Raw genomic sequence first — 25,889 nt, 5'->3', positions numbered from 1 at the left:
GATGAAATATTTAAAATACATAACAATAATAATTCTGATTTTTTCATTACAAAGCTGTAGTGATTTTCTGGAACAAGAGCCAGGAACACAAACATCCATAGATGAACTTCTGCAAAATAAAGAAGGGGTTTTAATCGCTTTAAAAGGACTTTACCGCGATGTAGAAGCCAATGTGAGAGGGGAACGTTTTGCTGTTTATTCTGATTTACAAGGCGGAAATCTAAAATTTACGCCTACCTCATCTGGAAATAGTGCTGGACAGATTACATCAGGAGTAAACATAAGAGAAGTATATTCTTTTGAAGATACTGCAGAAACAAGTAATTTTGTTAGTTTTTACAGTGGCAATTACAGTATCATTAATCAGGCTAATTTACTTTTAGAATATACGCCTAAATTAAGTGATGCAACTGATTCCGAAAAAAAACAGATAATAGCTGAAGCTTTAACCATAAGGGCTTATGCCCACTTTTTGTTATCGCAAGTTTATTGCCAAAACTATTCTTATACTTCAGATGCTTCACATTTGGGTATTGTGTATAATAAAGAATCCATAAAAGCGGGACTCAAATATCCAAAGAGAGAAACGCTTTCGGTTACTTATTCACTTATTATTGAAGACCTTAAATCGGCTATAGACAATTACTCCGATAATCCTTCAATGGCTGGACCGACTTATTCTTATTTTAACAGAAACAATACAAAAGCACTATTAGCTAGAGTTTATTTGTACAAAAGAGACTGGACAAATGCCTATGAAACAGCAAATGATGTAATTACAAATTCGGGATTTCAATTAATGAGTTCTGAAAATTATATTGCACAATGGGCGCAGCCAGATCTTCCCGTTTCTGAGGCTTTGCTAGAGTTTTCAATTCCAAAAGATGCCGAAAATACAGCATCAACTTCAATGTCAAATTATTTTGGTTACAATTCAAACACTTACGCAAAATATGTTGCTTCAAATGATCTTGTAAACCTTTATGAGAATAATGACATCAGAAAGCAATTATTTCTAACGGTTAATCTTCAAACTTTAGGAAATGGGCTGTTAACTCCTCGTCCATACAATTTTACAAGAAAATTTCAAGATAATGCTGGTTATGTAGCATTTAGACTTAGCGAAATGTATTTAATTCGTGCCGAAGCAGCGCTAGAAAACAATCAGTCTGCAATTGCAATGCAAGACATCAATACAATTCGTGCGCGTGCTAATGCCACTTTACTTACAAACACTTCAAACCTAAAAGAAGAAATACTTTTAGAAAGAAGAAAAGAACTTTGTTTTGAAGGACACTTGTTTTTTGATCTAATTCGTAATCACAAAGATATTTCAAGAAATGACGGGTGTATTTCTACAAACTGCGGTATGACATATCCATCTCTAAAATTTGTACTTCCAATACCACAATCCAATATTAATCTTAATGAAAACTTACAGCAAAATGAATCCTATTAAGATATTCAGCATATTATCAGCAACATTACTTTTGGCTTCTTGCTCAAAAGATGATTACAAACTTGGCTCTGAGATTGACCCGTATTTAAGATTTAACTTCTTGGTAAACAGCAATAATATTCCGTTAGAATATCCTATGGTAAATTCTGTTTTAGTACCTCAGTCCACATATACAAATAGTTCTGTAAAAACACTAAAAATTCCGGTTGCTTTAACTACTCGTGCGTTAAAAAGTCCGGTAACCGCAAATTTCAGTGCGGTTTCTTCAACTGGAGATAACGAAAGTTTTACTGTAAATCCAGTAAATCAATTAGTATTTGAAGGAAGTAAATTAACTGATACCATTTTTGTTTCTTTTGATAAAAGATGGTCTGCAAATCAAAGTATTAGTTTAAAATTGGAAACTGTATCTGATCCGGATATTCATATTGGAAATCAGAATTCGGCATATCCAAATGATACTTTCAAAATTGATTTGGCAGCAATTACAACAAACTATACATTCCCTGTAAACCAGCTTATTGTAAAAGGTGAAGTTGGCGAAACTATCGATTTTAAAGTGAATTTCCCAAATGGATTCTTTCCTGAAGAAATTGAAAAAGTCTCGATCTTTAAATTTCAAAATGGTTTCGAGTATTCTTTGACTCATGACGATTATGGAGATAACAGAAGCTCAATTACCTATCATTTAACTTTACTAGAAGATATTCAAAATGATGATGCACGTTATGAATCTAAAATTACCTTAGTAAATACGCCTAATTACAATGCAACAGGAAGTATCAACCTAACTATCGTTAAACCAATAAAATCACCAAGAGATATTCAAGCAAACCCGGCATCTAAATTTACAGATCCAACAAATGCTTTTTACTTAACTTATGGTGAACATTGGTTCAGTGTCAACGGTGCTTGTTCTTGGCAGACTTTTAATGCTTTGACTTTTCCAGTTGTAGTAACAAAAGACAATGAAAATGCTATTTTGTACAGCGATAAAGGAACGGCAAATCCAAATGATGATGTGTATCATGATGCATTTAAAATTGGATTTAATGTCGCAACCGGAACCAATACTGTAAATTCTTTTGGTTTAAAAAGATGGTTTTCTAACGAAAGTAACTCGGCAGCCATTTCGCCTGGATTTAATATCACTTCGGCTTTAGAATTTTTCCCAGCAAACGGAACAAGCAAAACTGAAGGAACTGTATTAGTAATTCCGCAGGATATTACAATTGGATCTAGTGCTACAAATACTCATGTCATAGCTATTTCAGGAGAAGGAACCTATAAAGAAATCAGTGCTGGTTTGTATGAAATCTCATTTGAATTAAAATTAACAAACGACAAACTGTTTGGAGGAACTGTTTCTACGCAATATAGAATGTATAATAATAGAACATATCCTAAACCGGCTGCTTTAAGTATTTCATGTCCTAAAGAAGTTACGCTTTAGTGTTCAGTGTACAGATTTTAGTGTTCAGTCGCAGTTGACAGTCTGGAACTTTTCAAGCTTTGTCAAAGTTTTAAACTTTGACAAAGCTTTTGGCATAAAAAAAATGTTTCAGGTTTCAAGTTTCAAGTTTCAGGTTTCACGTTCTGCTGCAACTTTAAACCTGAAACCTGAAACTTCAAACAAATCAAAAAAACAAAAAAACAAAAGAGTTGAAAAAATTAATCTTACCAATCTTATTCCTGCTCGGATTATCGGCGTACAAAACAGCCGAAGGCTCCGATTATATTGATATTCAAGAGTTACGAAAACTGTATTCCAGCGGAGATGCTTCAAAATGGCCAGCCGCTGAACTGCATGAAAGTATTGATAAATCTAAATTTCAGGATATTGGCGTACTTCCTGCGGTGCCTTATCCTGCTTATAATCCCTATTCCAAGGAAAAAGAGAGTCTGGGTAAGATTTTGTTTTTTGACCCAAGACTATCGCGAAGCGGCCAAATTGCCTGCGCTTCCTGTCATAATCCAGAATTGGGATGGACAGATAATTTAACGCGTTCATTTGGACACGATCGCCAGACGGGAAAACGTAATTCTATGACAATTCTAAATTCGGCTTATGCCACTTCCCTATTTTGGGATGGGCGCGCTTCAAGTCTTGAAGATCAGGCGCAGTTTCCTGTTGCTGATCCGTTAGAAATGAATGAAAAATTGACGATTGCTGTGGATAAAATTGCCAAAATTAAAGGCTACAATTCGTTGTTTACGGCCGCTTTTGGAGATAAAAAAGTGACTTTAGAAAGAATTCAATATGCTATTGCCACTTTCGAAAGATCAATCAATAGTCCGAAAAGTAAATTTGACCAGTTTGTAAGCGGAAAATCAGAGATTTATACCGATCAGCAGGTAAAAGGACTTCATTTATTCAGAACCAAAGCGCAATGCATCAACTGTCATAACACGCCATATTTTAGCGATAATCAGTTTCATAACGACGGGCAGACTTTATTCGGAACCAAAAATGAAGATTTCGGCCGTTATAATGTGACTAAAGATGTAAAAGATATCGGCAAATTCAGAACACCCACTTTACGAGAAGTAGTAAATACAAAACCCTGGATGCATCACGGACACTTCCCTACTTTATTGGATGTGGTGGAATTGTACAATTTAGGTAATCCTTCTCCTGTTCAGAAAAAATATCTGGGAACTGCCAGAGATTCTTTGATTCCAAAATCAGATCCGATGCTTAGAAAATTAGATTTGAGTAAAGAAGAAATCAGTGATTTATTGGCTTTCATAGAAACTTTAAGTACGCCGACAAGAAGAATCATCATTCCGGAAATGCCGAAATAGTTTAGTTAAAAATAATTTATATTTTGCCACAATTATTTTGCAAATCATGCAAGCCCTTTTCATTTTTGAAAAGGGCTTTTTTTTATAAAGTAAAATTCTTCCATACTTTTTCATTATACTTTTATTGAAGCTTAGAATTCATTAGCAATCCAAAGAAAGCCTTCCTTTTTTAAATTTGTCTGAAACAAACAGAAGTATTCATTCTTCAAAAAAAATAAACATTATGAAATTAGAACACATACAGATTCAGACCCCCAATATTCAAAAAACAACTGCTTTTTATCAGGATATTCTGGAGCTGCCCGTCATAGAAAAAACCATAAATTCAGTTAGTATCCAGGCAGGAAATTCCATCCTGAAATTCATTGAAGAACCGGATTTCAAATCTATTTATCATTTCGCCTTTAATATTCCGGAAAACAAACTGGATGAAGCCATTGAATGGTGTCGTAACAAAACAGATTTAATTGTAATTGAAGATCAAAATGTTATAACCAATTTTGAGAACTGGAATGCCCATGCTATCTATTTTTATGATAACAACGGGAATTTATTAGAATTCATTGCCAGACATGATCTCCATAATTCGGAGACCTCAGCATTCAGTTCTAAATCTATTTTAAATATAAGTGAAATCGGAATCGTAAATGAAAATCCATTAGAATTAGGAAAACAATTAATTGAAAAACATGGGCTAAATTTCTTTTCTAAAAACACCAATAGTGAAGCTTTTGCAGCAATTGGCAACGATGAAGGTCTATTGATTATGGTAAGGCCTAATCGAAATTGGTATCCAACACAAACGCCTTCTGAGAGCAACAAAACCGAAATTCGATTACAAAACAATGGAAATAGTTTTGATCTAAAGTTTTAAAATTTCTTATTTTTATTGAAAGATTGCCCTCCGTTAAACAACTAATTTAAAAATAGCCAAAATGCCATTCGTACGTATCAGTCTTCCGAAAAAACTTTCACTGGAAACAAAAAATAACATTTCAGAATCCGTTCATCAGTCTTTAATCCAGGAATTTAATATTCCTTTAGCCGATTATTTTCATGTAATTGAAGAATTAGAAAACCATCAAATAAAATATCCTGAAAATTACCTTGGAATTCCACATTCTGATGAAATAATCTATGTTCAGATAACTGCAGGACAAGGAAGAACTTTAGAACAAAAGAAGAAATTGTACCATCAAATTGCGATAAGAATTGCCTCGACTACACCAATTCCAATCAACAATGTCATTATTATCCTTTTGGAGAATAACGGTCTTGAAAATTGGTCTTTTGGAAATGGAGAAATTCAAGAGCAGAAACATTTGAAAAAATAAACCAGACTTGAAAAATAAAGCCCAATTCATTTATTTGAATTGGGCATCTATATTTTAAAACCTCATCTTCTGAATTCTAACCGCATTCAAAATCGCCAACAACGCCACACCAACGTCTGCAAAAACAGCTTCCCACATTGTGGCAAGTCCGCCGGCACCTAGAATTAATACAAAAGCTTTTACGACAAAAGCCAGAATAATATTCTGCCAGACAATCTTTTTGGTTTGTTTTCCAATGTTAATCGCCATGGCAATTTTACTTGGTTTATCGTCCTGAATTACGACATCGGCGGTTTCGATTGCGGCGTCGCTTCCTAAACCTCCCATGGCAATCCCAACGGTACTTAAAGCAATTACCGGTGCATCGTTTACGCCATCACCCACAAAAGCAATCGTTTCGTTTTTTGCTTTAATTTCGTTTACTTTCTTGACTTTATCTTCCGGAAGCAAATCTCCAAAAGCTTTTGTTATTCCTAGTTTATCAGCTACAAACTGAACCACATTGGTTTTATCTCCGCTCAACATCGTTAATTTTACTCCCAACGATTTCAGTTTAGAAACGGTTTCTTTTGCATCTTCTTTAATTTCGTCTGCAATGGTTAAATAACCTGCAAATTTTCCATCATACGCAATGGCAATCGTGGTGTAAACTATTGACGAAGGATCAATATTATATGGAATATTAAATTTATCGAGAAGTTTAAAATTCCCAACATGCAAATCTTTTCCATTATAAGAAGCTTTTAATCCGTGTCCGGAAATTTCTTCAATGTCTTTCAGTTCTACCGAAGGATCAATTTGTCCTACATGATTATGAATTGCAGTAGCAACAGGATGTGTGCTTCGGCTTTCTAAAGCATTCACCAGTTTCAGTATTTCTTCTTTATCAAACTCCGGTTTTACAACAACTTCCTGGACTTTAAAAACACCTTCGGTCATGGTTCCCGTTTTGTCCACCACCACATTCTGAATCGTTGAAATACTGTCTAGAAAATTACTGCCTTTAAACAGAATTCCGTTTTTACTCGCAGCTCCAATTCCGCCAAAATAACCTAACGGAATACTGATCACCAACGCACAAGGACAGGAAATTACCAGAAAAACCAAAGCTCTGTACAACCAGTCTGAAAAGACATAATGATCTACAAAAAGCATGGGAACCAGGCAAATGGCAATCGCCAGATATACTACAATTGGCGTATAGATTTTAGCAAACTTTCGAATAAACAATTCCGCAGGCGCTTTTTTGGTTGTGGCATTTTGAACCAGTTCCAGAATTTTAGACAATTTACTGTCATTATAAGCCGTAGTTACTTTTATTTCTGCAATGGTATTTCCGTTTATCATTCCCGCCAGAACCGTTTCGCCTTTCTTTTTCGTATCGGGTTTACTTTCTCCTGTTAAAGCTGCTGTATTAAACGAAGCCGAATCGGATAATAATTCACCATCCAAACCTAGTTTTTCGCCCGCTTTCAGCTGAATAACTGCACCAATCTGAACTTCTTTGGCCTTAACTTTTACGGCAGTATTATTTTCTAAAATATGTACCTCATCCGGACGCTGGTCCAACAAGTTTTTAATACTTGATTTTGCCCGGGTAACTGCCATTCCCTGAAAAGTTTCTCCAATCGTATAAAACAGCATCACTGCAACACCTTCCGGATATTCTCCAATCGCAAAAGCTCCAATTGTAGCAATACACATTAGGAAGAACTCAGAGAAAACATCGCCTTTCACAATACTTTCGTAAGCTTCTTTTAAAACAGGAAGCCCAACCGGAAGATAGGCAATTGCATACCAGATCGCTCTGACATATCCAGTAAACCAGCTCTGTGGCACATAATTATCAAAAACGATTCCTATGAGTAATAGAACAAAGGAAATTATGGCAGGAAGAAACAATTTAAACCAGCTTCTTTCCGTGTTATGTTCGTGATCATGACCGTGGTCGTGCCCATCATTTTCAGTATGTACAGGCTCATCGTGAGAGCAGCAGCAGGAAGATTTGGGTTTGCTTTTTATATTTTTTACTTCTTTATCTTGATGTATCATTTATAGAATTTCAGGTTTCCGGTTTCAGGTTTATGTTTCTCTGAAACCTGGTTTTAATTATGCCCTAAATTTACAGTTTTTGTTGTAAAGTTTCATGCCACAAAGACGCTAAGTCGCTAAGTTTTTTTTTTAGTAAAGAATTAAACGTTCCAATTTTTCATCCTGACAAAGTAAGGAAGGCCGTAAGTAACTCCACACAGCTACCCCACTCCGGCATAACATGTAATAAAAAACAAATTGCTGTTCCGGCTTCGCTCCTGCTGCACTATATTAAAAATATACTTTAAACATTAAAAAAACTTAAGTTAATACAAATAAAACTTTTTAGGGTAAAAACCCTCTAATTGCACGCCTAATTTTGCAATAAATTTTCATGAATAAGATTGAGTTTTAATTAATCTGTCTCATAAACAAGACAAAACCAAATTAAAAAACTATAAGCCTTTTATTTAGACTGTTTCTAATACCACTTCAGAAAACAAACTGAAAGCCTTTTTTGCCCCAAATCAAAACAAATTGCAAATAAATTTTCCTTTTTAGGAAACATAAAACATTTACTAACAAACTTTATTTAAAAATTTATGAAAACGCATGTAATGCTGACATTATTCTTATGGTTCACGGCAACAGTCACATATTCTCAGGTAGGGATGACGACTAACAACCCGAACAAAGATGCGGTCTTAGATTTAAACAATTCAGACGGGACAAATACAAAAGGGTTGTTATTGCCAAAAGTAGCTTTAACCGCTACAAATAGTCCTGCTCCTTTAAGTACACATATTAAAGGAATGAAAGTGTACAATACTACTAAAACTACAATCACTGGATCCTCTACAAATCAAGTAATACCTGGTATTTACTACAATGATGGGAGCCAATGGATTTTAGAAAACCCAGAAAATACGTTTTGGTCAACTACTGGTAATAGTGGTACTGTTGCTGGTACAAACAAAATCGGTTCCTTAAATTGGTCTTATCCACTTATCACACGAACTAATAATGTTGAAGCTACCCGTATTTTTAATAATTATTTAATAGGAACAAGTTATCCTTTAACAGGTGGTAGTGCGACAGCAATGGCTGTAAAAAATGGAACTGCTGGCGCTATACAACTAATTGATGGTACTCAAGGTACGGGAAAGATATTAACCTCTAATAGTAATGGTTTAGCTACATGGCAGGACAAACCTTCTGCCGAAGTATTGTATCCTAATTTTGTACCTGCTGGTGGCGGTGTTGCCCTAAATACAGTTCCTGGAGGTAATGGTTATGTATATACAGGTTGCAGTTTGACCTTACCACCAGGTAAATGGCTATGCAAACTTAACTTAATTATGAAAAAAACAGATGGAACTTATTCCGCTGCAGATTCCTGCGGCTCAATTGTTTCTTATTTTTCTGAAAGCTCAACTTCTAGTACGAGTACTACCAATACCTCACAAATTCTAAAAATGAGGAATATGTTTCCTCCTAACAGTTTATATGGAATGATAGAGGGGCATATTATACTCGAAAACACAACTGCCAGTGATAAAACTTATTATTATTGGGCTTGGTATGGTACAAATTCCCGAGTTAATATGACTATCAATTTTCCTGCTGCGGGACCCGAAAACAAACTTATTGTAGAACGAATTTATTAAATACGTCAAAAATAATTCAAGAATTATTTATAACATTAAAAGTAAAAATAATGAAACCATATTTACTATTATTTTTTATCATATTGGTCTTTTGCCAAACAAATTTATTTGCCCAAATAGGGATGTCCAACAACAATCCTGATACTAATGCTGTACTAGATCTAAATAATATTTCTGGGAGTACTATACAAGGCTTGGCATTGCCCAGAGTTAGTCTTAGTTCAACAGATGCTGCAACCCCTTTGTCTGCTCATATTGCTGGAATGATGGTATATAATACTGTCGCCAATGGTTCAGGCGATAAACAAGTTGTGGAAGGTATTTACTATAACAATGGTAGTAACTGGGTTCTTATTTCAAGTTCTGCCTTTTTACCTTGGAGTTTAACAGGTAATTCCAATACAAATTCTTTAAATTTTATTGGAACAACTGATAATACAGATTTTGTGACCAGAACTAACAATATAGAAAGATTACGTGTAACTACAACTGGCAAGCTTTTAATTAATACAGCCGTTACACCCTCAGGTGGCTCTAATGCAAAATTGATTATTAATAACGGTACTGTAGCTGGTGGTTTGATGATAAAAGATGCTACAGAAGGGCTAGGTTTAATGAATGAAGGTAAAGTGTTTACCTCTGATGCAAATGGTATAGGTAAATGGACTGCCCCGTCACTTTATCTTTCGAATGTTTTACCCACAATGGAGCCAAATCCAAAAATATTCCCTAGTACCATGACTTCATCCTGGGCTTATACTAATAATAAGATAACACTTCCTCCTGGTAAATGGCTTTTAAATGTAAATTTTCTTGTTAGCCCATTTAGTTGGATGGGCACTAATGAAACGAACTGGTTAAGGGGAATATTTAGCGACAGCAGTACTACGATAGCTCCAAGTGCAGATGTTCTTTCTAGCTCCCCTTATGTCTCAGGAATATCAACCGCTCTGTCTCATGATTATAATCTACTGGGAGATTTAATAATTCAAAACACATCAAACGTGAATAAGGATTATTATTTCTGTATTGGCAATATGACTAATAATAATGTTTCAACAACTAACTATATTTCTGGTATTTCTAGTAGTAGTTATAGCTATATTATAATTCAAAAAATAAACTAATCCCTTTTTAAACTATCTAAATTTTTTTTGAAAACAAAAATAGTTCTGAACTAAAAATTAAAGTATGAAAAAAAATGTCGTATTGGCAATCCTTTTTACACTGCTGTCTATTATGGAAGGTAAGACTCAGGTAGGTATGCCAACAAACAGCCCTCTCCAGGATGCCGTATTAGATTTAAATACAACTGGAACAGAAAATACAAATAAAGGTTTATTACTACCTAGAGTAGTCCTATTATCTACTGACAATCCTTCACCATTAACAGCACATACCGCTGGAATGTTTGTGTACAACACTAATACTCTAGGAAGTGGTGATACAAAGGTTACTGAGGGAATATATTATAATGACGGTAGTCGTTGGTATTCATTAAATTCTCCTGATCAGGCTTGGTTAACTTCTGGCAATGCAAATACAAATGCCGCAACCAATTTTATTGGTACTACAGATAATAACGATTTTGTTACCATATTATATGGTGCAGAAAAAAACAGAGTTACTGCTGATGGCAAATTATTAGTTGGGACTACTGATGTACCCACAGGAGGCTCTACCGCTAAATTAATTCTTAACAAAAGTACTTCAGGAGCATTACAGCTTCAGGACGGCACAGAAAACTTAAACTATATTCTTACTTCAGATGCTAATGGAGTTGGATCTTGGCAAATGCCTACTAGTAAAATGAACGTCGCGACATTGTCTTCTACAGGAGTCAATATACCTATTACATCACTTAACACGTGGTATTATACAAAAAGCAGTATAACATTACCACCAGGAAAATGGCTTATTACAGTACATATGTTATTAAGTAGAAGCGGAACTCCTGCCTTCGCAAATACAGATGAGTTTTTATGGACAAATGCTACTTTCAGCAATAGCAGTACTACGATGGCACCAACTACCGATATTTTAACAAGCGGTAATTTAATGGGAGCTGCACTTTATCCAAATGCAAAGAATGGACTAATGAATGATAATCTTATAATTCAAAATAGTGGCACGGTTAATAAAACCTACTATTTTATTGTAAAAATGACCGGACGTAATTTAACTGGCTCTGGATTGAGTAAATTTGGAGGCGGCTGGCCAGAGGATTATATTTGGTATAAAAATATTCCTTAAGATTTTTAAACATAAAAAAAGCTGTAAACTAAAAATTTACAGCTTTTTTTATGTTTAAAAATTTAGCTTTCTGTTCGTTCTAAAATCAGCTGATCTCTAAGGCTCTAAACATAATCCGTGGTTTTAACCACGGGAAACATAAAGTGAATATATTGCATCATAGTGCTATGTTACAATCTGGCAATAATTTGCTAAGTTCTATGAGCAAAAACTACAATCCTTTGTGAAATTATTCAATAAAAACTTAGCGTCTTAGCGCCTTAGTGGTAAACCACTTTCTAATGCGAATGCTCTCCCCCGCCCTTCATAGCAGACAACAAATAAAAAGCGCCTTTAGTAACAATTTTCGCCTGCGGGTCTATCTTATCCACAAACTTAATTTCTGTAAAACCTAAATCTGTAGTTCCCGGAATTATTTCAACAGCTTTAAAATGAATTTCTTTTTCGTGGGCTTCTTCTTTTTCGCCTTCCTTATGTTCGTGTTTTTCTTCTGCGTGTCCTTCTTCCTGAACAAAAACAAAATATTTATCGGCATTTTTTACAACGGCATCTTTAGGAAGTGCCGGAACTGTTGCATTGGTAATATTAATATTGGCCGAAACATACATTCCTGGAATTAGTCCTTTGGCATCGGCTGGGTCAATTTTGGCGTGTACGGCTACCGTTTTACTTTCGTTAGAAAAAGATTTATTGATTCCGAAAATCTTTCCTTTAATGGATTTATTGGACTGATTCGTCAATACAAAATCAATTACCTGACCAATAGAAATAGATGCCAGATCTTTTTCATAGACATTTAAATCCAAATGCATCTGACTGTTGTCAACCACTTCAAACAAAGAAACTCCCGTATTGGCAAAAGCGCCTTTGGCAATATTTATTTTCCCTACATAACCATTTATAGGTGCTACAATTGGAACCAAAGATGTTTTCCCTTTTGCCGGAACATGCAAAGCATCGAGTTTATTTTTTGCTGCCTGAGCACGTGCTCTTTCGGCTGCTAACTTGGCTTTTACCTCCTGAAATATCTTTCTTGGATTTACATTTTCGTCGCTCAGCGTCTTTTGGCGATTGTATTCCAACTGCAAATATTCAACATTGGCCGTTGCCGACTGATATTCTTCCTGCATTTCGATCACTTCCAGATTTTGGATTGTTGCCAAAACTTTTCCTTTATTGACAAAAGTTCCTTCGAGAACATAAATATCTTTTACCGTTCCGCCAATTAAAGTCGAAACCTCAGCTGAGTTTTGTGGCGGAACTGTGGTGTAACCATTGGCTTTAATGACTTTATTGAGATTTCGGTCTTCTACAAATCCTGTTTCAATGCCTATCGTTTTATATTGAGATTCTTTCAGGGCCACTTCTGTACTCGTCTTTTCTTCATCGGGGGTTTCTTCTGCTTTCTTTTCATTGCAACTTAAATTAACCGCAAAGAGCGCAAAGATTACGCAAAGGACGCTAAGTTTAATTCCCTTGCGAACTTTGCACTTTGTCTTTGCGTGCTTTGCGGTTAAATCCTTGGCTAAACTTTTAAATATATTTTTCATGATTAATTGTTTTTGATGGTTGGGAATTGGAGTTCGATTGCACTTTGATTGTAGCTGTGTGTGGCTTCGGCGTATTGTTTTTTAATGTCAATTGCCTGATTTAAAAAACTGATATACGACCAATAACTCATATCGCCATTGGCATAACTTTTCTGCGCCGTTTCAATAATTTGATTCGCATATTGCAAACCTTCATTTTGATAATAATCTAAATTTTTCTGCTGTTTCCGGAAGTTGTTTTGCAATTCTTCTCTTTGCAGATTCAGGATCATTTTGTTTTTATCTAAAGCCAATTGCGACTGAGAAACGCCAATTTCTGCCGCTTTGGCTTTCGTCGTATTTACACCTCCAAACAACGGAATCTGTAATCCAGCCGTAAAACCCTGAAACAAAGATTCTGTATTAATGGTTTGGGCAAAATATCCCAGTCCCACTTTTGGTGTACGCAAAGCTTTAAAAGTCCCAACTTCTTTTTGATAAACAGAAATTTGCTGCTGATAGAATTCTGTCATCAAGTTTTCTGCTTTTGAATTTTCCTGATTTTGGACAAAAACATATTGCAATGCCGTATTTTGATCAGGAACAATATTTTCATTGGTCTGAATAAAAAACTGAAGCTGTTTCTGGTAAATCGCCAAATCGTATTCTAACTGCGCTTTCTGAGTTTCGATTTCTTTGACTTTTGCTTTCGCAGAAATCACTTCAATATTCCCACTTTCTCCGGTTTTAAATCGGAGTTCGGCATTTTTTAAGAATTTGGTATAAATCTCATTTAGTTCTGAGTTTAACTTCTGAATCGAAACGCCGTACAGATATTGGTAATACGCTAATGTCACCGCTTTTTCTATTTCATAAGAAGATAAAGCTTTTCGTTTTTCGGCCAGTTTTGCCAGTTCTTCCTGTAGCTGTCTGTTGGCTTTTGTAATATTTCCCAACGGAAAAAACTGCTGTACCGAAACATTATGATCAAAATCGACACTGTTGAACTGCCCGCCCTGATACTGTACCTGAAGCGGATCGGGCTGGAAAGCGGCTTTCTTTAAAACAGTTTGTTTCTCGATTTCTTTATCGGCTATTTTTAAGTCGATATTGTTTGATTTGGCAAGTTCTATTGCTTTTTCCAAGCTAATAGATTGCTGGGCAAATGCTGCTGTGCTTGCCAATAGAAATGCAATTAACCGCAAAGTTCGCAAAGGAAGCGCGAAGTTCGCAAAGGTTAATTTTCTTGAATTATATAATATTTTTTTCATTTTCTTTTAAATTTTTCTCTTGCAGATTTTGCTGCTTTTGGAGATTTTTTTTCTCACTATTAGATATGCCTAATCTGCTAAATCTGCGTGAAAAATTACTTTTATTTTTTATCTCCCGCTGATTTTGCTGATTTTGGAGATTTTTTTTCTCACTTTTAGATCTGCCTAATCTGCTAAATCTGCGTGAAAAATTACTTTTATTTTTTATCTCCCGCTGATTCCGCAGATCTGGCAGATTTATCTAAAAAGAATCAAAAAAAATCTGTTTAATCTGCTAAATCTGCGGGAGAATTATTTCACATTAACTCTCATTTACTAATTAAATCTTTGCGGTTAAACCCACGCTCCAACATTAAATACAAAATCGGTAAAACGATTAAGGTTAATAAAGTTGCTGAGACCAATCCGCCGATTACTACGGTTGCCAGAGGTTTTTGTACTTCTGCCCCTCCGCTTGTGGATAAAGCCATAGGCATAAATCCTAAAGAAGCAACAGCAGCTGTCATTAAAACGGGACGCAATCTGGTTTTAGTTCCGATTAGAATTCGTTGAAACGGATCTGCAATTCCTTCCGTTTTCAATTGGTTGAAATACGAAATCAATACAATTCCGTTGAGAACTGCAATTCCGAACAAAGCGATAAAACCAATTCCAGCCGAAATACTAAACGGCATTCCTCTCAGCGAAAGCGCAAAAACGCCCCCAATTGCCGATAACGGAATCGCACTAAAAATCAATAAAGCTTGTTTGACACTTTTGAAAGTAAAATAAAGCAGTACTAAAATGAGTCCTAAAGCAATAGGCAAAGCAACTGAAAGTCTTTTGGAAGCTTCAATTAAATTCTCAAACTGTCCGCCATAAGTGACATAATAACCCGCAGGAAGTTTAAAACTTTTATCCAGTTTAGCCTGAATTTCTTCCACCACACTTTTAATATCTCTTCCACGGACATTTAATCCAACGGTAATTCTTCGTTTACCGTCTTCGCGGATTACCTGTACAGGACCCTGCTCATATTCAACAGAAGCTACCTGAGATAGAGGCACTTGCTGTCCGTTTGGAAGCGGGATAAACAAATTGCTTACATCAGTAATATCGGCGCGATTGTTTTCATCCATTCTTACCACAACATCAAATCTTTTGCTTTCATCATAGATTTTTCCTGCGCTTTCACCAGCAAAAGACGAACGGATAATTTGATTGATATCAGAAATATTCAATCCGTAAAGCGCGATTTTGTCGTAATCGTATTTTACCGTAATTTGTGGTAAACCTGTTACTTTATCTGCTTTTAAATCGCCAATTCCTTCTATTCCTTTAATTTTTGAAATTAGTTCTGTTGCTTTAGCGTCCAGTATTTCCAAATCGTCGCCAAAAATCTTAATGGCAATATCAGACCGGCTTCCTGTCATTAATTCGTTAAAACGCATCTGAATGGGCTGCGAAATCTCAATATTAGCACCCGGAATCACTTCCATTTCTTCTTTCATGGCGTTGGCCAATTCTTCCCAATTATGGTATTTGCCTTTCCATTCTTTTTTGTCTTTTAAAACAATAATCAAATCCCCGCTTTCAATTGGCATAGGATCGGTCGGAATTTCACCGCTTCCGATTTTGGTTACAATCGTTTTTATTTCAGGAAATTTAGCTTTTAGAATCTGCTCGTATTTTGTAGTAGTTTCGACCATCTGCGTAAGCGAACTTCCCGTCATAATAGTGGCGTTTATTGCCAAATCTCCTTCTTCAATAGTCGGAATAAATTCGCCTCCCATATTTTGGAAAATAATGAATGCGAAAGCAAATAATCCAATTGCAGTTGCAAGTACCACTTTTTTAAAGTCTAAAGCTTTATTCAGCAAAGGGGTATAGCGGTTTTCCAACCACGCAATCATTCGGTCACTAAAATTTTCTTTATGCTCTGTTTTTTTAGAAAGAAACAAAGCACTCATCATTGGAATATAAGTGAGCGAAAGAATAAAAGCGCCAATAATGGCAAAACCAACCGTCATAGCCATTGGCTTAAACATTTTTCCTTCCGTTCCAATCAAAGCCAGAATTGGCAGATACACAATTAAAATGATGATTTCTCCAAAAGCCGCACTGTTCCTGATTTTGGAAGCCGAATTATAAACCTCAGCATCCATTTCTTCCTGAGTCAGCTCTTTTTTATTTTTGATTTTCTGCAGATGATGCATCGTGGCTTCTACGATAATCACGGCACCATCGACTATGATTCCGAAATCTATTGCCCCGAGACTCATTAGGTTTCCGCTTACACCAAAAGCATTCATTAAAATAACGGCAAACAGCATCGCCAACGGAATAACAGAAGCGACAATTAATCCGGCACGAAGATTTCCCAGAAATAAGATTAGTACAAAAATTACAATTAAAGCCCCTTCTAAAAGGTTCTTTGCGACGGTTTTGATGGAATTGTCAACGAGTTTTCCTCTGTCGATAAAGGCTTCGGCAACCACGCCTTCCGGAAGGCTTTTGTTTATTTGTTCCATTTTTTCATGCACTCTTTTTACAACAGCGCTGGAATTTTCTCCTTTCAACATTAAAACCATTCCGGAAACAATTTCTCCTTTTCCGTCTTTGGTAGAAGCACCGTAACGCAATGCCACGCCCTCTCGAACCTGTGCCACATTACGAACCAAAACGGGAGAACCGTTCCGATTTTTTACTACGACATTTTCAAGATCTTTTACGCCTTTTGCCATTCCGACACCGCGGATAAAATAGGTATATTGGTCTTTTTCGATATAAGCACCACCTGTATTTTGATTGTTTTTTTCTAAAGCGTCAAAAATTTCAGTAATCGTAACCCCCAGACTATTGAGCATATTGGGGTTTACAGCGATTTCATATTGTTTCAATTTTCCACCCCAGGCGCTTACATCGGCAACACCGCGAATTCCCTGCAATTGTGGAATAATAATCCAATCCTGGATAGTTCTTAATTCTACAGCGCTGTATTTGTTTTCATAGCCTTTTTTGGCGTAAACATCGTATTGGTAAATCTCACCTAAACCTGTTGAAATTGGTGCCAGTTCCGGAGAATTTACATAATCCGGAATGTTTTCTTCGGCTTGTTTTAAGCGTTGGAAAATTTGTTCACGCGCCCAGTAAATATCAACATCATCTTCGAAAACAACGGTTACCACCGATAATCCGAAACGGGAAATACTGCGGAGTTCTATAATATCCGGCACTGTTTTTACGGCTCGTTCCAGCGGATAGGTAATTAACTGCTCGACTTCCTGACTTGCCAATGTTGGTGCGGTCGTAATAATCTGCACCTGATTATTGGTTACATCGGGAAGGGCATCTAGTGGTAATTTTTTAAGCGAATAGCTTCCCCAAGCTATTAAAACAAGGGTAAATAATAGTATGACGAATTTGTTTCGTATACTAAACTGAATGATTTTATCTAGCATTTGAAATATATAATGACATGAGAAATGAGACAATTAAATTGTCTGTAAACATGTGGAATATCCACAACTCTCCTGCCCATTTTCCGTTTTACAGGATGGGCACAATCATTATGCTAATTGAGGGGGTTGCCAAATACTTCCGTAGAAATCGGAAATAAAAACAGATTGGTAACTTGGTAAAGAAATAGAAATTATACTGTAAGGCACAGGAAATTCAAAATTTACAGGAGTCTGATAACTTAAAACCTGAGCACCACAACAGTTACAGGCACAAAATGGCGAACATAAATCATTCTCTTTATCATGCGAATGATTGTCTTCTGATGCAAATTGTGCTGTTTTATGCATAGCACTATTCACTTCCATATCTGCACAGGGCATATTTGAAAGTGCTATCAAATAAATTGACATTACAATTGCTATCCATTTCATGAGTGTAAAAATACTAATTTATTGTTTTCGTTTTCAAAAAAAACATAATCAACTGATAACCAACCATATTTCTTCTATTTTTTTATTTAATAAAAGAAAATTTAGTTAACTTTAACATTAATTAACATCTTTTTCACTTCAAAAATCTACGCCTAAGGAACAAAAATTAACAGCCTGATTATATTTTAAGAATACACAGACATATTTATTTTACGCAGTTTTATTAATTATTTAATACTTTAATCAATGAAATGTAAAAAACTAATATCAGCCTTTTTCTTATTATTTAGTGTTCAATTTTTTGGTCAGGTTTACACTGACAAAATCGTAGGAGAAAAAAATCAGCAATTAAAAGACAGTCTCAAAATCGAAGAATATCCATATGCACTGCCTATCTGGGGAGAAAAAGTAGCTCAAAAAGGATATAAACTCCCTTATTCTGCCGGATTATCCATAAATTATTTTTGGCAGGATTCGCAAATTAATATCAGTGATCTTAATGTTGGTTTTAATAATGGTCCTCAATTTAATCTGGATGAAATTGTTCGTTTTGATAAATCTTCTGTAGAAGCGGGTGCCTTAACCATCCGACCAGATATCTGGCTTCTTCCTTTTTTAAATATTTACGGAATTTTTGGAAAAGCCAATACTGCAACCAAAATCAATGCGGGAATCTGGGTTCCCGATGCCGATAACAATTGGTCGCAAGTGGCTTCTTTTAGTACTAAAGCCAATTTTAATGCCACCACTTTTGGTTTGGGTATGACACCAACCATCGGAATTGGCGGTGGCTGGCTGGCACTGGATATGAATATGGCCTGGACCGATATTAGTTCGCTGGACAAACCTGCTTTTTCGTATGTTTTTGGCCCAAGATTAGGTAAAACTTTTAAGTTTCATAAACCGGAACAAAACATTGCGGTTTGGGTTGGCGCATTCAGAGTGCATATTTCAGGTGATACTAACGGAAATATTCCTTTGTCTGATATTTTTGACCTCAGCAATGCACAGCAAAAAGTAGATGACGGACTCGCAAAAGTAGATGAAAATCAAACCAAAGTTGACAATTGGTGGAACGGTTTGACTCCTGCACAACAGGCAAATCCTGTAAATAAAGCAAAACACGAAACTGCAGATCGTGCCTTAGACCGAGCAAGCACTTTTTTGGCTCATTTAGATGGTGCTTTAAGTACTGCAGGATCTTCATCAGTGCAATATTCACTTCAAAAAGCGCCAAAAGATATGTGGAACTTTATCATGGGAACACAGTATCAATACAATAAACATATCATGTTTAGATTTGAAGCCGGTTTCTTAGGAAGTCGTACGCAGTTTTTAGGAGGTCTTCAATATCGTTTTGGACTATAAAAACCGATTTTATGAAAAAAGGTTTATTTATATTTCTCGCTTTATTCTTTATGAATCAGGCAAAATCTCAGGTTTTGATATCCTTGATTTTTGGAGATAAACTGAATTCTCCTTTTCTCGAATTTGGTCTGGAAGGCGGCATCAATCTTTCGGATATTTCTAATTTGGAAAGCTCTGGAATGAATCCGGGATTCAATCTTGGTTTTTATTTTGATATTCGTTCCAAAAAAAATCCAGCATGGATGATTAATACTGGTGTAATAGTGAAATCGCCAATGGGTGCGCGACATATTCCGGTTTATTCTTTAGACGATGAAAATCTTGATAATACTTTTGAAGGCGGAACCGTAAATAGGGAAATCCGGTATTTTAATGTTCCAATTTTAATTAAATACCAATTTAAAAACAGAATTTATGTAAAAACAGGACCGCAATTAGGACTTCTGGCCTCTGCTTTTGATGAGTTTACAAATGAAATCAATAAAAATGATGTTACTTATAAGAAAAAAATAAGAGACGAAATCCGTGTCATTGATGCCGGAATTGCTCTGGGAACAGGTTATCATATGAATGTCGGAAACGGATTAAATATTACTATTCAATATTATTATGGTTTAGTTCCTGTGATGAAAGGAGATGGGCCAAATGTCTACAACCGATCTTTGTACTTAACTGCCGGAATTCCTATTGGAAAAGGAAAAGCCGCACAAAGAAGAGCAGAAAAAGATGCAGAAATGAATAAGGTTATTTTGCCTGAAGATGAAAAATAAAATAGTTTGTTCTATATACTTTCGATCTACTTATAAGCACATAGAAACATAGTTTTTTTTGTTTTTACGAAAGAAAATAAGAAAGAAACCAGTTTCTAACACATAGCTCTATGTGTATTAATGCAAGTGAAACGCCTTTATAGACAAAGGAAATCTATGTTTCTATGTGTTTAAAAAATAAACTTCTCTAAGCAGTTTCCTGATTTATTTCTTTTATAAACTCCAAAATTTCTTCTGTCTTTAAAATAAAATCCGGTGAGGTGTGCAAAATAGCATTATTCGGCATGAAAGACATTTCTGCTGAAAGCGGATTTTGAACCACAGTCGTTCCTCCTGCTTGCTTAATGGCTTTTATTCCAACGGTTCCGTCAGAATTAGATCCGGACAATAAAATCCCAATTAATTCTGAGCCGTAAATTTCGGCAGCCGATTCAAAAGAAACATCGATGCTTGGTCTGCTGTAATTTATTTTTTCTGAAGTATCCAACGAAAGGGTTTCGTCTTTTTCAAATAATAAATGATAATTGGAAGGCGCAATATAGATGAATCCGGTTTTCAACTTCACTTTATCTTCAACTTCTTTTACATTTACTTTTGATCTTAAGGCAATTAAATCTTCCAGGGTTTGTTCGTCTGAATTTTTTCTGTGCACCACAATTACAATGGCAAAGGAAACAGGATTTTCTACAAAAGGCAGAATATTTAATAATGCCTGTAAACTTCCTGCAGAACCTCCAATGATAACTACTTTACAATGTTTTATTATTTTATTTTCCTCCATATTTTCTCTTTATCAAACTGTTTATATTTGGTTGGAGAGATAGAATATTTAATTGTTTCTTTTGTTCCAAGTGCTATAAAACCAAGCATGGCCAAACTATCATCAAAAAGATTTATAACTCTTTTCTGCAAATTATTATCAAAATAAATCAGGACATTACGACACATAATAAGATCAAACTCATTAAAAGAAGTATCTGAAACCAGGTTATGCTGTGAGAAAACCATTTTTTCAGAAAGACTTTCATTGAATTTAGCAAAACCATAATTGGCGATGTAATAATCGGAGAAATCTTCCTGCCCTCCGGAATCGCGGTAATTGTCGGCATAATCTTTTATCATCCTGAGCGGGAAAATACCGCTTTTCGCCGTTTCTAAAACAGATGCATTAATGTCTGTTGCATATAATATTGATTTATGCAGTAATCCTAATTCTTTAAGCATGATGGCCATCGAATAGACTTCTTCGCCGGTCGAACAGCCCGCATGCCAAATTCTGATAAACGGTTTGGTTCCCAATAAGGGCAGAATCTCTTTTCGGAGTGTCATATAAAAAGACGGATCACGGAACATCTCTGTCACGTTTACCGTAATCTCATCAATCATTCTTTTGCAATACTCCTCGTCTGTTCTGACTCTTGATAAAAACTCATGAAAATGCTTAAATCCATCTAAATAAAAAACCCGGTTTACGCGTCTTTTAAGTGAAGCCCTGGAATAGCTTCCAAAATCAAAACCATAATATTCATAAACTTCATTTATAAGCGTTTCCAGTTCAATATCTTCAATCATAATTCATTTAAATTTCTCCCAGGATTTGAAGTAATTTATCAACATCTACGGGTTTTGAGATGTATGCATCTGCTCCAGCCTCTAAACATTTTTCTCTATCTCCTGTCATTGCCTGCGCCGTTACGGCAACGACAAAAGTATTCTCTTGTGACGGAATGGCTTTTATAAGCGGAATGGCTTCATAACCGTCCATTTCCGGCATCATCATATCCATTAAAACAGCATCAATCGAACTGTCATTTTTTAATATTTTTAAAGCTTCTTCTGCACTTAAACAAGATAAACACTCAAAAGACCTTGCTTTCAAAGTGTTTACTAATGCAAAGATATTTCTGGAATCATCATCTACAATCAATACCTTTTTCTTTTCCATTTACAGTATTTTTAAAGATTAGATTTTATCGTATAACCAAACTCGAAGCAATGATAACAACTGATCGACATCTACCGGTTTTGTAATGTAATCTGAAGCTCCCGCCTTAATACATTTTTCCCTGTCTCCGGTCATTGCTTTGGCTGTTACGGCAATTACCGCTAAGTTAAGGAATTTAGGATTAGCCCTTATCTTTTCAGCTGTTTCATAACCATCCATATTTGGCATCATCATATCTAACAATACAACATCTGTATCTGGGTTTTCGTCCAGAATTTTAATGGCCTCTTTACCGTCAAATGCTGTAATAACATTCATTTTAAACGCTTCTAAGGCTTTAGAAAGCGAATAAATATTACGAACGTCATCATCCACAATCAATACTTTTTTCTCAAACAAAATATTATTTAAAGAATTCAGTTTTTTAGTACTCTCTTTTTTACCGTTTCCTTCTTTCTTGTTTTCTACCAAATGAAGGAAAAGCGAAACCTCATCGAGCATTCTTTGGTACGAATGCGCTGTTTTCACAATAATAGAATCGGCATATTTCTTAATCTTCAATTCTTCTTTAATAGACAAACTTTTTCCTGTAAATACGATTACCGGAAGATTCTCTAATCCCGGGCTTTTCTTTACACCATCCAGAATTTCGTAAGCTTGTTTGTCCGGAATTCCCATATCGAGAATTACACAATCTACATCTTTATCAGTCAGAACAGATAATCCTTCTGAAACATCACTTTTTATTTCTGAATTGATATTATACGTTTCCAGGAAATACGCCAGTGCTTTAGCATGCTGTGGATTATCCTCAATGATTAAAACCTTTTGAGATTCTTTATTGATAATATGTTCAATACGTTTAAAAACATCCGGAATTTTATCGAAAGCAACTGGTTTGTCTAAGAAATCTACGGCTCCTTTTAACAAACTTTCCTGTTTCAGTTTATGCGAAGACATAATGTGCACCGAAATATGCTTGGTATGCGTATGATTTTTTAATTCTTCTAAAACCTGCCAGCCACTCTTAACCGGAAGTTCGATATCCAGCAAAATTCCGATTGGTCTGTAAATCAGGGCAAAATTCAGGGCATAATCTCCTCTTACGGCTACTACTCCTTTATATCCTTTTTTCTGTGTAAAAGCCAGTAATGATTTTGCGAAATTGATATCGTCTTCTACGATCAGAATCACTTTATCGCCTTCTGTAATCGAATCACGGTCGTCTTCGATTTCTGCAGGAATTACTTCGCTGATGTATTTTGGCCTTGCTTCTTCGTTTTCAGTTTCAACTTCAATTTCTTCGACATGCGGAATTTTATTAACTGAAACTTTATTGATGGCAAATCCTAAAACAGGAAGACATAAGGTAAAAGTACTTCCTTCGTTTACTTTACTATGCAGGATAATTTCTCCTCTTAACAATTTCGCTAATTCACGACTGATTGACAATCCCAAACCTGTTCCGCCATATTTACGTTTTGTTGAACCATCGGCTTGTTGGAAAGCTTCGAAAATTAACGGCTGTTTTTCAACCGGAATTCCGATTCCTGTATCTTTTACAATAAAACAAATAATTTTATCATCGTCTGTATCTACTTTGATTTCAAGGGAAACGGTTCCTTTTTCTGTAAATTTAATAGCGTTTGAAATCAGGTTTTTCAGGATCTGCTCCAAACGCATTTTGTCTGTTTTAATGACAATTGGCGCATCTTTAGCGATGATTTCAAAGTTGATCCCTTTTTCTTTCGCTACTAAATAAAATAAATTATGCAGGTTGTCTGTAATTTCTTTAGTTGAAACATCCAGGAATTCCAAATCCATTTTACCGGCTTCAATCTTAGACAAATCAAGGATTTCATCAATCAATCCCAATAAACTGTTACCAGAACTCTGAATTACTTTTGCAAACTCAATTTCTTCATTGTTCATGTTTTTGTTGTTGTTTTCAGACAACAAACGGCTCAATAATAAAATAGAGTTTAACGGCGTTCTTAATTCGTGCGACATATTCGCCAAAAACTCTGATTTGTAGCGTGTTGTTAATTCAAGAGCTTCTGATTTTTTCTGAATTTCAGTATTTTTTTCTTCTAATAAAACACTTCTTTCTGAAAGCTCTTCGTTCGTTTGTTCCAATTCCTCCTGCTGTACGCGAAGTTCTTCTTCAGAAGCTTGTAATTTTTCGGTTTGAGCTTCCAATTCGGCATTAATAGCTTCCAGTTCGCTGTGCTGAATCTGAAGTTCTTCCGACTGTGATTTGGTTTCTTCCAGCAGTTCCATCACTCTTTTTCGGTTTTGAGTTGCTTTTAAAGCAATTCCGATATTATTGGAAACCATATTTAAAAACTCCAGTTGCAATACAGAGAAACCATAAATGCTGGCTAATTCTACTGCACCTTCTACTTTAAAATCTGTTAACGGAAGTGCCACAACATGAGTTGGTTTAATTTCACCCAAAGCATAATTGATCTGTATATCGTCTGGAGAAAGTGATTTTAATTCCAGCATTTTTCCGGAAACAATAGCCTGCCCAATAAGCCCTTCTCCTTTTTTGATTCTTTCTCTGTTTTTGCTCGGTATATAACTATATCCTCCGGTAACGATAAGTTCTTCACCATCTATTACATATAAAACCCCTGCACTGCTGTTAGTGTATTGACACAGAAATTCGATGACATCTTTTGCCAGTTTCTGAATCGTTTTTTCGCCCAGCATTTTATCATTCAAAGTGGCGACACCTGTTTGGAGCCATTCTTTTTGAGATAAAAGTTCAAAAGAGGTTTTTAAAGAATCCCTCATTTCATGAATCGATTCTCCTAAAGTTCCCAATGTATCGGCTTTTCGGTCATCAATCTGAACATCATAATTGCCTTTTGAAATCTGGATGGCAATTCCACCGATAACTTCTAATCTTTCTGCAATTTCTTTATCTTTTCTTTCAAGCTCACGTTGTAATGCTGATCTTTCATTGTAATCTTTGAGAATTCTAATCAGAAACACAATCGAAATAATAAATGCAATAAAGAAAGCAATAACAATCAGAATTAAACTGTAAGTCCCGTAACGTTCTGAATTGGCATTACGTTCTTCTAAAAGTTTCTGCTCTGTATTTTCGACTTTTTTGATGATTGCCCGAATTTCATTCATCATGTTTCGGCCTTCATTCAAATCAAAGATGAGTGTTTCTTTGCTTAAACGCTTTTTTACGATTTGATTATTAAGGTATTTAAAGAAGCCGGATCGTTTAGACCTTAGCTCATCAAGCATTTTTCTCTGAGAAGCATTATCAGATGTAAGTTCATCTAATTTGTCAAAATAATTATTCGATTTTGTTTCAGATTCATTAAAACGGTCTACAAACTGTTCATCGCCCGTAAGCAGATACCCTCGCATGCTGGTTTGGGCTTCTGTGATAATCGATGAACCCTCATTTAGATTATAAATTACATCCTGGGTATGGTTTACCCAAAAATTGCTGTTTAGTAAACTTTTAATACTAATAAAAGAAGCAACAGAACTAATAGTGAGTACAAATAGTGAAACCAGGGAACTAATTAGTAAATTTCTTTTAAAATTACCATTCAT

At 35.5% G+C, this 25,889-nt stretch carries 19 protein-coding genes; 10 read left to right on the top strand and 9 right to left on the bottom strand.

Features of this window, described 5'->3' with window-relative positions:
* Position 1: 1 nt before the first annotated feature.
* From HYN56_RS15340 to HYN56_RS15320, 5 genes are all read left to right on the top strand, one after another.
* On the top strand, positions 2 to 1,459 hold the full coding sequence (locus tag HYN56_RS15340; RefSeq protein ID WP_240622562.1) for a RagB/SusD family nutrient uptake outer membrane protein: 1,458 nt from the start codon (positions 2 to 4) through the stop codon (positions 1,457 to 1,459).
* Positions 1,428 to 2,912, top strand: a complete 1,485-nt coding sequence (locus tag HYN56_RS15335) for a hypothetical protein (RefSeq protein ID WP_109192975.1) — start codon at positions 1,428 to 1,430, stop codon at positions 2,910 to 2,912. Before HYN56_RS15340 ends, HYN56_RS15335 begins: the two co-directional genes overlap by 32 nt.
* A 209-nt stretch (positions 2,913 to 3,121) precedes the next feature.
* Entirely contained in the window at positions 3,122 to 4,264 is a 1,143-nt protein-coding gene (locus HYN56_RS15330; protein WP_109192974.1) for a cytochrome-c peroxidase, read from the top strand.
* 223 nt (positions 4,265 to 4,487) lie between these two features.
* Positions 4,488 to 5,138: a VOC family protein gene (locus tag HYN56_RS15325; RefSeq protein ID WP_109194822.1), complete on the top strand. Its 651-nt coding sequence runs from the start codon at positions 4,488 to 4,490 to the stop codon at positions 5,136 to 5,138.
* Between the two features lie 61 nt (positions 5,139 to 5,199).
* Entirely contained in the window at positions 5,200 to 5,598 is a 399-nt protein-coding gene (locus tag HYN56_RS15320; protein ID WP_109192973.1) for a tautomerase family protein, read from the top strand.
* Positions 5,599 to 5,652: 54 nt separating this feature from the next.
* Here the strand turns inward: HYN56_RS15320 and HYN56_RS15315 are convergent, their stop codons facing one another.
* Positions 5,653 to 7,650 (bottom strand): heavy metal translocating P-type ATPase, encoded by a 1,998-nt coding sequence (locus HYN56_RS15315; RefSeq protein ID WP_109192972.1) that lies wholly within the window; start codon positions 7,648 to 7,650, stop codon positions 5,653 to 5,655.
* A gap of 581 nt (positions 7,651 to 8,231) precedes the next feature.
* Here HYN56_RS15315 and HYN56_RS15310 point away from each other — a divergent pair.
* The 3 genes from HYN56_RS15310 (at position 8,232) to HYN56_RS15300 (ending at position 11,549) form a co-directional block, all read left to right on the top strand.
* Positions 8,232 to 9,296, top strand: a complete 1,065-nt coding sequence (locus HYN56_RS15310; RefSeq protein WP_109192971.1) for a hypothetical protein — start codon at positions 8,232 to 8,234, stop codon at positions 9,294 to 9,296.
* A 50-nt stretch (positions 9,297 to 9,346) separates the two neighbouring features.
* Entirely contained in the window at positions 9,347 to 10,423 is a 1,077-nt protein-coding gene (locus HYN56_RS15305; protein ID WP_146194596.1) for a hypothetical protein, read from the top strand.
* Positions 10,424 to 10,487: 64 nt separating this feature from the next.
* Positions 10,488 to 11,549, top strand: coding sequence for a hypothetical protein (locus HYN56_RS15300; RefSeq protein ID WP_109192969.1), 1,062 nt, complete (start codon positions 10,488 to 10,490; stop codon positions 11,547 to 11,549).
* Positions 11,550 to 11,827: 278 nt separating this feature from the next.
* Here HYN56_RS15300 and HYN56_RS15295 read toward each other — a convergent pair whose 3' ends face one another.
* From HYN56_RS15295 to HYN56_RS15280, 4 genes are all read right to left on the bottom strand, one after another.
* Positions 11,828 to 13,099, bottom strand: a complete 1,272-nt coding sequence (locus tag HYN56_RS15295) for an efflux RND transporter periplasmic adaptor subunit (RefSeq protein ID WP_109192968.1) — start codon at positions 13,097 to 13,099, stop codon at positions 11,828 to 11,830.
* Positions 13,100 to 13,101: 2 nt separating this feature from the next.
* The gene (locus HYN56_RS15290; protein ID WP_109192967.1) at positions 13,102 to 14,349 is read right to left on the bottom strand and encodes a TolC family protein; all 1,248 of its coding nucleotides are present in this window, start codon (positions 14,347 to 14,349) and stop codon (positions 13,102 to 13,104) included.
* Positions 14,350 to 14,657: 308 nt separating this feature from the next.
* Positions 14,658 to 17,789, bottom strand: a complete 3,132-nt coding sequence (locus HYN56_RS15285) for an efflux RND transporter permease subunit (RefSeq protein WP_109192966.1) — start codon at positions 17,787 to 17,789, stop codon at positions 14,658 to 14,660.
* Between the two features lie 108 nt (positions 17,790 to 17,897).
* A complete protein-coding gene (locus HYN56_RS15280; protein ID WP_240622561.1) occupies positions 17,898 to 18,221 on the bottom strand; it encodes a DUF6660 family protein in 324 nt (107 codons plus the stop codon).
* A gap of 246 nt (positions 18,222 to 18,467) precedes the next feature.
* On the opposite strand from HYN56_RS15280, the gene HYN56_RS15275 reads away from it, so the two are divergent.
* Both HYN56_RS15275 and HYN56_RS15270 read left to right on the top strand, forming a co-directional pair.
* Entirely contained in the window at positions 18,468 to 19,589 is a 1,122-nt protein-coding gene (locus HYN56_RS15275; protein WP_109192965.1) for a hypothetical protein, read from the top strand.
* A gap of 11 nt (positions 19,590 to 19,600) precedes the next feature.
* Positions 19,601 to 20,359 carry a porin family protein gene (locus tag HYN56_RS15270; protein ID WP_109192964.1) on the top strand — a complete coding sequence of 253 codons (759 nt, stop codon included), beginning with the start codon at positions 19,601 to 19,603 and terminating at the stop codon, positions 20,357 to 20,359.
* A gap of 187 nt (positions 20,360 to 20,546) precedes the next feature.
* On the opposite strand, the gene HYN56_RS15265 is transcribed toward HYN56_RS15270, so the two are convergent.
* Genes HYN56_RS15265 through HYN56_RS15250 form a run of 4 tightly spaced genes read right to left on the bottom strand, consistent with a single transcriptional unit; the run spans position 20,547 to position 25,889 of the window.
* Positions 20,547 to 21,140 (bottom strand): chemotaxis protein CheB, encoded by a 594-nt coding sequence (locus HYN56_RS15265; RefSeq protein ID WP_109192963.1) that lies wholly within the window; start codon positions 21,138 to 21,140, stop codon positions 20,547 to 20,549.
* Entirely contained in the window at positions 21,122 to 21,931 is an 810-nt protein-coding gene (locus HYN56_RS15260; protein ID WP_109194820.1) for a CheR family methyltransferase, read from the bottom strand. Before HYN56_RS15260 ends, HYN56_RS15265 begins: the two co-directional genes overlap by 19 nt.
* A 7-nt stretch (positions 21,932 to 21,938) precedes the next feature.
* The gene (locus HYN56_RS15255; RefSeq protein WP_109192962.1) at positions 21,939 to 22,304 is read right to left on the bottom strand and encodes a response regulator; all 366 of its coding nucleotides are present in this window, start codon (positions 22,302 to 22,304) and stop codon (positions 21,939 to 21,941) included.
* An 18-nt stretch (positions 22,305 to 22,322) separates the two neighbouring features.
* On the bottom strand, positions 22,323 to 25,889 hold the full coding sequence (locus HYN56_RS15250) for a response regulator (RefSeq protein WP_109192961.1): 3,567 nt from the start codon (positions 25,887 to 25,889) through the stop codon (positions 22,323 to 22,325).

Source organism: Flavobacterium crocinum, assembly GCF_003122385.1.
GTDB lineage: Bacteria > Bacteroidota > Bacteroidia > Flavobacteriales > Flavobacteriaceae > Flavobacterium > Flavobacterium crocinum.
This window is presented reverse-complemented; position numbering and strand designations above follow the sequence as displayed.